At 72.5% G+C, this 7827-nt stretch carries 6 protein-coding genes; 4 read left to right on the forward strand and 2 right to left on the reverse strand.

All coding sequences use genetic code 11. The features are described from left to right. Positions 1–79: 79 nt before the first annotated feature. Together ACFWWR_RS47990 and rsmH are read right to left on the reverse strand one after the other, a co-directional pair. The gene (locus tag ACFWWR_RS47990) at positions 80–676 is read right to left on the reverse strand and encodes a septum formation initiator family protein (RefSeq protein WP_384310677.1); all 597 of its coding nucleotides are present in this window, start codon (positions 674–676) and stop codon (positions 80–82) included. A 49-nt stretch (positions 677–725) separates the two neighbouring features. Next, positions 726–1685 (reverse strand): 16S rRNA (cytosine(1402)-N(4))-methyltransferase RsmH, encoded by a 960-nt coding sequence (gene rsmH / locus ACFWWR_RS47995; protein WP_383878223.1) that lies wholly within the window; start codon positions 1683–1685, stop codon positions 726–728. Between the two features lie 442 nt (positions 1686–2127). On the opposite strand from rsmH, the gene ACFWWR_RS48000 reads away from it, so the two are divergent. The 4 genes from ACFWWR_RS48000 to ACFWWR_RS48015 all read left to right on the forward strand — a co-directional run bounded on the left by ACFWWR_RS48000 (position 2128) and on the right by ACFWWR_RS48015 (position 7718). Further along, entirely contained in the window at positions 2128–2676 is a 549-nt protein-coding gene (locus ACFWWR_RS48000) for a beta-class carbonic anhydrase (RefSeq protein WP_383878221.1), read from the forward strand. A gap of 247 nt (positions 2677–2923) precedes the next feature. Then, positions 2924–3964: an AAA family ATPase gene (locus ACFWWR_RS48005; protein ID WP_384310679.1), complete on the forward strand. Its 1041-nt coding sequence runs from the start codon at positions 2924–2926 to the stop codon at positions 3962–3964. After that, positions 3964–5328 carry a DUF58 domain-containing protein gene (locus tag ACFWWR_RS48010; protein WP_384310681.1) on the forward strand — a complete coding sequence of 455 codons (1365 nt, stop codon included), beginning with the start codon at positions 3964–3966 and terminating at the stop codon, positions 5326–5328. Before ACFWWR_RS48005 ends, ACFWWR_RS48010 begins: the two co-directional genes overlap by 1 nt. Further along, on the forward strand, positions 5325–7718 hold the full coding sequence (locus tag ACFWWR_RS48015; RefSeq protein ID WP_383878216.1) for a DUF3488 and DUF4129 domain-containing transglutaminase family protein: 2394 nt from the start codon (positions 5325–5327) through the stop codon (positions 7716–7718). Before ACFWWR_RS48010 ends, ACFWWR_RS48015 begins: the two co-directional genes overlap by 4 nt. Positions 7719–7827: the final 109 nt, after the last annotated feature.

A 7827-nucleotide genomic window follows, 5' to 3' on the forward strand; every position in this document is an offset into this window, starting at 1 on the left:
CCGGAGGGGCGGGCAGGGCGCTCGGGGCGTGCGGGGCCGGGCACGCGACGGCGCGGCGGTTCCCTGTCGGACACTTCCGTCACCTGCCGGAGGTCGGGGGCGGGAGGAACTGGGCGGGCGGTGGGGGCGAGGCGGCGGGCGGTGGGGGCGAGGCGGCGGGCGGTGGGGGCGAGGCGGCGGTTGCGGGCGTCGGCCCGCCGGCGGACGGCGTGGGGGTCGGCACCGTGGCCGGGGGCGGCACGGTGGCCTCGGCGATCGCCTCGGGAGCGAGGACGAGTGGGGTGAAAGCGCTGGCCTGCTCGGCCGACGAGGCGGGGCTCGGTACGCCCTTGACGGTGCCGTCGGGGGCCAGGAAGGCCGGGTCGCCGCCGGGCACCATGCCCAGCTCGCGGGCGCGGCGCTGGAGGGCTTCGGGGGCCGAGTAGGCGTCGATGTCCCGCTGGAGCGCCTGTTCCTGGTCGGTGAGGCTCTTGGTGTCCTTCTGGAGGTCGTCGAGCTTGAAGGATCCTTCGCTGAGCGCCGAGTTCAGCACCAGCAGCCCGATGAGACCACCGCCGAGGAGCAGGACGACGAGGAGGACGAAGGGAGTGCGGGCCGCCTGTCCGGAGCCCACCGTTCCCGGGAAGAGCCGCGCGAGACGGGCGGCCCTGCCCTTCAGCTGGGGTTTCCTGCCCACTCGCCCTCCCCCGTCTGGTTCCCCAACAGGCTCACACCCCTCACGCCCCTCACTCGATGGACTCCCTGATGCGCTCGGCGCCGCGCAGTCGCGCCGGGGCCGCTCGCCGGTTCTCGGCGACCTCTTCCTCGGTGGGAAGTTCGGCACCGCGCGTGAGCAGCTTGAGCCGGGGCTGGTACCGCTCGGGGACCACCGGCAGCCCGGGCGGCGCGGTGGTGGCGGCGCCGGCCGCGAACACCTGCTTGACCAGCCGGTCCTCCAGCGAGTGGTACGACAGGACGGCGATGCGTCCGCCGACGTCGAGGCTCTTCACGGCGGCCGGGATCGCCTGCTCCAGGACGGAGAGCTCGCCGTTGACCTCGATGCGCAGGGCCTGGAAGGTGCGCTTGGCCGGGTTGCCGCCGGTGCGCTTGGCGGCCTGCGGCAGGCTGTCCCGGATCAGCTCCACGAGCCGCGCGCTGTTGCTGAACGGCTCCTTGGCCCGCTCGCGCACGATCGCGGAGACGATCCGCTTGGCCTGCTTCTCCTCGCCGTACGCCCTCAGGATCCGGACGAGCTCGCCGGGCGGGTAGGTGTTGAGGACCTCGGCGGCGCTCATGCCGGTCGTCTGGTCCATGCGCATGTCGAGCGGGGCGTCCTGCGCGTAGGCGAAACCCCGGTCGGCCTCGTCGAGCTGCATGGAGGAGACACCGAGGTCGAAGAGGACGCCCTGCACGCGCGCGATGCCGAGCCGGTCCAGGACCTCGGGCAGCTCGTCGTACACGGCGTGCACGAGGGTGGCGCGGTCCCCGTACGGGGCGAGCCGCTCGCCGGACAGGCGCAGCGCCTCCTTGTCGCGGTCGAGGGCGACGAGCCGGGCCTCGGGGAACCGCGCGAGGAGCGCCTCGCTGTGGCCGCCGAGACCGAGGGTGCAGTCCACGACCACCGCTCCGGGCCGTTCCTGCAGGGCGGGAGCCAACAGGTCCAGGCACCGCTGGAGCATCACCGGGACGTGTCGACTCTGGCTCAAGTGGCCCTCTCAGGTCCGGCGCGCGGCATCGTACGCACCGCCGGGTCCCTGCCCTCCCCCAGCAAGCTGGGGGCCCCGGTGAAGGGGAGGCCTGCCGGCGCCGAAAGCGTCAGCCGGCCGGGAGCGGGAGGAGGCCGAGCCGTACGTACGCGCCGCGCACGTGGGGAGATCTCCGGAAAATCACCGGGGTCTCCGGGGAAAAACAGTCCGCGGGGAGGGCTCGCCTCCCGCCCGCGTCACTTTAGTCCACGGTGTCGCGCGGTCAATCAACCGGCCTGCGCGTCGCGCCCCGGGGTGCGGACGAAGCGACGAATCCGGAAGAACCACCCGCGCGGCGGCCCTCACACCACCTGTGTGGGTTAGCTCACAACAAAGCTCATTGGCGTTCTTTGTCCTCTCTCACAGCGGGCTGGGATCGCAGGTGACCAGTACCGTCATGGGTATGACGACTTCCGCATCGGTTCCCGCAGGTCCCGAAGCCGCCATAGCCACCGGCGGCACCGTCACCGACCGCCTTGTCGAGGCGAACGAGCGCTACGCCGCGGCCTTCACCGACCCCGGGATGGACGCCCGTCCCGTCCTGGGCGTCGCCGTGGTGGCCTGTATGGACGCCCGCCTCGACCTGCACGACGCGCTCGGCCTCGAGCTCGGCGACTGTCACACCATCCGCAACGCCGGCGGTGTCGTCACCGACGACGTGATCCGCTCGCTCACGATCAGCCAGCGCAAGCTCGGTACACGCAGCGTGGTCCTCATCCACCACACCGGCTGCGGTCTGGAGGCGATCACCGAGGACTTCCGCACCGACCTGGAGATGGAGGTCGGCCAGCGTCCCGCCTGGGCGGTGGAGGCCTTCCGGGACGTCGAACAGGACGTGCGGCAGTCCATGCAGCGGGTGCGCACCTCGCCGTTCCTGCTGCACACCGACGACATCCGCGGCTTCGTCTTCGACGTGAAAACCGGCCTGCTGCGCGAGATCGACCCCGCCTAGACGCCGCGTAACCGTCCGCCGGAGCTGTCGTTTCGCTGTTGATTTCCGGCCCTGGGGTGCCCAAAACACCGTAAGACCCGACATAGTGCGGGCAGTTGTCCACAGGCGAGTGACACGAAACGGTAACGGCAGCAAGAATGCGGTTGTGGCGTCACGCGGAACTATTCACGCGTGGTGTCCGTGTTTCGGGGTGGGCCGGTCACGCACGAGCGCGTCGGCCCGGAAAGAACGGGCCGAGGAGGGCCGGGTGACGACCTATGACGATCGAGCGAGCCTCACTGATCTGACCGCCACTGTGGAGCGTGTCCGCAGTTCCGTGGAGGGTGTGATCGAGGGCAAGCCCGAGGTCGTACGGCTTTCGCTGACCGTACTGCTCGCCGAGGGGCATCTTCTGATCGAAGACGTCCCCGGCGTGGGCAAGACCATGCTGGCCAAGGCGTTGGCGCGCTCCATCGACTGTTCGGTGCGGCGCATCCAGTTCACTCCCGACCTGCTGCCCTCGGACATCACGGGTGTGTCCATCTGGGACCAGCAGCGCCGGGACTTCGAGTTCAAGCCGGGCGCGATCTTCGCGCAGATCGTGATCGGCGACGAGATCAACCGCGCCTCGCCGAAGACCCAGTCCGCGCTGCTGGAGTCCATGGAGGAGCGGCAGGTCACCATCGACGGGCAGACCTACGAGCTGCCCAGCCCCTTCATGGTGGTGGCGACCCAGAACCCGGTCGAGATGGAGGGCACCTACCCGCTGCCGGAGGCCCAGCGCGACCGCTTCATGGCCCGTGTCTCCATCGGCTACCCGAGCGCGGAGGCCGAGCTGCAGATGCTCGACATCCACGGCGGGGCGAGCCCCCTGGACGACCTGCAGCCGGTGGCGCACGCACACGACATGGTGAAGCTGATAGACGCCGTCCGCGGCGTCCACGTCGCCGACACGGTCCGGCGGTACGCGGTGGACCTGGTCGCCGCCACCCGCACCCACCCCGACCTCAGACTGGGCGCCTCCCCACGTGCGACGCTGCACCTGCTGCGCGCGGCGAAGGCGTCCGCGGCCCTCAGCGGCCGGGAGTACGCGCTGCCGGACGACGTGCAGGCACTCGCCGTCGCGGTCCTGGCCCACCGCCTGCTACCCACCGCCCAGGCCCAGCTGAACCGGCGTACGGCCGAGCAGGTCGTGCAGGAGCTCCTGCAGCACACCCCGGTGCCCGCGGCGGCCCCCCAGCCGGGCGTCGGCCTCGGTCCGGGCCGCTCCACACCGGCGTACGGCCAGCAGCCGCCGCGGAGGCTGTGATGAGCACCGGCGGGACCGGGCTCGCGGAGGCCGACCGGGGCGACAAGGGCGGTGTGCGCACGGCCCTGGCCGGTCTGACCACCCGGGGCCGCTCCTTCTTCGCGGCCGGAATCGCCGCGGCCATCTGCGCGTACGTGCTCGGACAGAGCGACCTGCTGCGCGTCGGACTGCTGCTGGCCGTGCTGCCCCTGATCTGCGCCACCGTGCTCTACCGCACCCGCTACCGGGTCGCCGGCAGCCGCCGGCTCTCCCCCGCGCGCGTGCCCGCCGGCAGCGAGGCCCGCGTCCATCTGCGGATGGACAACGTCTCGCGGCTGCCCACCGGCCTGCTGATGCTGCAGGACCGGGTGCCGTACGTCCTCGGCCCCCGCCCGCGCTTCGTGCTCGACCGGGTGGAGCCGGGCGGCCGCCGCGAGGTGTCCTACCGCGTCCGCTCCGACCTGCGCGGCCGCTATCCCCTGGGCCCGCTGCAGCTGCGCCTGACCGACCCGTTCGGCATGTGCGAACTGACCCGGTCCTTCTCGACGTACGACACCCTGACGGTGATCCCCCGCGTGGAGCCGCTGCCGCCGGTGCGGCTGACCGGCGAGGCGAAGGGGTACGGCGACGGGCGGCAGCGCTCCCTCGCCCTGGCCGGCGAGGACGACGTCATCCCGCGCGGCTACCGCTACGGCGACGACCTGCGCCGCGTCCACTGGCGCTCCACCGCGCGCTACGGCGAGCTGATGGTGCGCCGCGAGGAACAGCCCCAGCGCTCCCGCTGCACGGTGCTCCTCGACACCCGGGGCCTCGCCTTCCAGGGCGCGGGCCCCGAATCGGCCTTCGAGTGGGCGGTGGCGGGCACCGCGTCCGCCCTGGTCCACATGCTGGAACGGGGCTTTTCCGTACGGCTGCTGACGGACACCGGCAACTCCGTGCCCGGCGAGGGAGCCGACGGGTTCGCGGGCGCGAGCCAGGAGTCGGCGGACGCGGCCGGACTGATGATGGACACCCTCGCGGTGATCGACCACTCGGACGGCACGGGCCTGTCCAGGGCGTACGACGTGCTGCGCGGCGGGAACGAGGGGCTGCTGGTGGCCTTCTTCGGCGACCTCGACGAGGAACAGGCCGCCGTGGCCGCCAAGATGCGGCAGCGCAGCGGCGGCGCGGTCGCCTTCCTGCTGGACAGCGACACATGGGTGCGGGAACCGAGCGATGCGCCCGGCCCGTTGGACAGGAGCGGGGAGCGGCTGCGGATGCTGCGCGAGGCGGGCTGGACGGCGCTGAGCGTGCCGCGCGGCGCTTCTCTGGACGAGCTGTGGCGTCAGGCGGACCGGGACCGCACCGGCGTCGGAGCGGTCGGCGGCGGGGAGGGGTCGGCATGAGCGGGCGGGCACGACTGGCGCTGTGCGCCTGGGCGGCCACGTTGATGGTGGCGTGCGCGCTGCTGCCGCTGGTCGAGCCGGCCACCTGGATCCTGCAGGCCGCTTTCCTGCTCGCGGTGCAGACGGGCGTGGGGGCGGCGACCCGGCGGGTGCCGCTGGCCCGGCCGCTGACCGTGGCGGCGCAGGCCCTGGTCACGCTGGTGCTGCTGACTGTCGTCTTCGCCCGCGAGCAGGCGTTCCTCGGGCTGTTCCCGGGGCCGGACGCCTTCGTGCGCTTCGCCGACCTGTTGCAGCAGGGCACCGACGACATCGCGCGGTTCGCGATCCCGGCTCCGCTGTCGTCCGACGGCATCCGGCTGATGATCATCGGCGGTGTGCTGGTGATCGGGCTCGCGGTGGACACCCTCGCGGTGACCTTCCGCAGCGCGGCCCCGGCCGGCCTGCCGCTGCTCGCGCTGTACTCCGTCGCCGCCGGACTGTCCGACGGCGGCGCCGACTGGCTGTGGTTCCTGGTCGCGGCGGCCGGCTATCTGCTGCTGCTCCTGGCCGAGGGGCGGGAGCGGCTCTCGCAGTGGGGCCGCGTCTTCGGCGGGGCACCGCGCACCGGGGGCGGGGAGTCCGGCGGGCCGGTGGCCCCGGTCCGCACCGGCCGCCGTATCGGCATGGCCGCCCTGGGCGTGGCTCTCGTGGTCCCGCTCGCCCTGCCCGCGATGAACGGCGGCCTGCTGGACGCCGCCGGGACGGGTGTGGGCTCCGGCAGCGGAAGCGGTGGCACGATCTCCGCCGTGAACCCGCTGGTGGCACTGCGGGACAATCTGAACGTGGACGAGGACCGCCAGGCCCTGTCCCTGAAGACCGACGACAACACGGACGTCTCCAACCTCTACCTGCGCATCGTGTCCCTGGACGACTTCGACGGCACCACCTGGAAGCCGTCCAAGCGGTCCATCACCGCCGTACCGGACGGCGAGTTCCCGACCCCCATCGGCCTCGGCCCGGACGTCAAGCGCACGGAGATCGAGACCACCGTCTCGGCATCCCGCACCTACGCGCAGAACTGGCTGCCGATGCCGTACCCGCCCAGCGGCGTGAAGATCAGCGGCAACTGGCGCTACGAACCCGAGGGCATGACGCTGGTCGGCGACCACGGCCAGACCACGCGCGGTGCGACGTACGAGGTGAAGAGCCTGGAGGTGCAGCCGACGGCGGAGCAGCTGGCCGCGGCACCGCCACCGTCCGCGGCGATGAAGCGCGAGTACACCGAGCTGCCGGACTCCCTCCCGGACGTGGTGGCCCGCACCGCCCGCGAGGTCACCTCGGGCGCCAAGAACCCCTACGAGCAGGCGGTCGCGCTCCAGGACTACTTCGCCGTGACCGGCGGCTTCGAGTACGACACGCAGGTGCAGGTCGGCAGCGGCTCGCAGGCGATCGCCCGCTTCCTCAGGGACAAGCAGGGCTTCTGCGTCCACTTCTCCTTCGCGATGGCCTCGATGGCCCGGTCCCTGGGGATACCGGCCCGGGTCGCAGTGGGCTTCGCGCCGGGGTCGCCGCAGGCGGACGGTTCGGTCTCGGTGGGGCTGAAGGACGCCCACGCCTGGCCCGAGCTGTACTTCGAGGGGGTGGGCTGGACCCGCTTCGAGCCGACCCCGAACCGCGGCTCGGTGCCCTCGTACACCGTGCCGGACGCGTCAGGCAGCTCGCTCCCGGACGTGACTCTGCCGTCCCGGGAGGCGTCCACGGCGCCCTCCGCGTCGCCCTCCGCCAGCCAGAGCTGCACGGCGGAGCAGAAGAAGCTGGAGGCGTGCGAGAGCGAGGCCCCGGCAGCCGCGCTGGGCGGTGGCGACGACGGCCCGAAGTGGTGGGTGGCGCTGCTGTGGGCTCTCGGCGGCCTCGCCGTCCTGGCGGTCCCCTCGGCGCCGATGCTGTGGCGACTGCGTACCCGGGCCGTACGACTGGGCGGCCACGGCCGCTCCGAGGCGGACGCGGCGGCGCACACCTTGGCGGTCTGGCAGGAGCTGACCGACACGGCGTGGGACTACGGGATCCTGCCGGACGAGTCGCAGACTCCACGCAAGGCGGCCGCCCGGATCGTCCGGCTCGGGCATCTGGACCCGACGGCCGCGGCCTCGGTGCACCGGGTGGCGGACGCCGTGGAACAGGTTCTGTACGCGCCGCGCCCACGCGCGACGGCGGGGCTCGCGGAGGACGTCCGCCAAGTGGTCGGCGGACTACGGAGCACGGTCGGCCGGGGCACGAAACTCCGCGCGGTGATCGCCCCGCGTTCCACCGCACGAGTGCTGTGGGCGCTGTCGGAGTGGTGGACGGACGTCAAGGCCCGCGCTGTGGCGGCCCGGCCGAGCCTGCGCAGGCCGTCGGGTCAGCAGGGCTGAAAACCCGGCTACAGAGCACTGCGGCCCCAGGTCATGTCATGACCTGGGGCCGCAGTGCTCTGTGCCCGTGTGCTCTGTGCCCGTGTGCTCTGTGCCCGTGTGCTCTGTG

Source organism: Streptomyces sp. NPDC058678 (genome assembly GCF_042714835.1).
Classification (GTDB): domain Bacteria; phylum Actinomycetota; class Actinomycetes; order Streptomycetales; family Streptomycetaceae; genus Streptomyces.

Bases quoted from the DNA above. Each gene is read 5' to 3' on its own strand.
- ACFWWR_RS48000 (WP_383878221.1), top strand. From the start codon at position 2,128: ATGACGACTTCCGCATCGGTTCCCGCAGGTCCCGAAGCCGCCATAGCC.
- ACFWWR_RS48010 (WP_384310681.1), top strand. From the start codon at position 3,964: ATGAGCACCGGCGGGACCGGGCTCGCGGAGGCCGACCGGGGCGACAAG.
- ACFWWR_RS48015 (WP_383878216.1), top strand. From the start codon at position 5,325: ATGAGCGGGCGGGCACGACTGGCGCTGTGCGCCTGGGCGGCCACGTTG.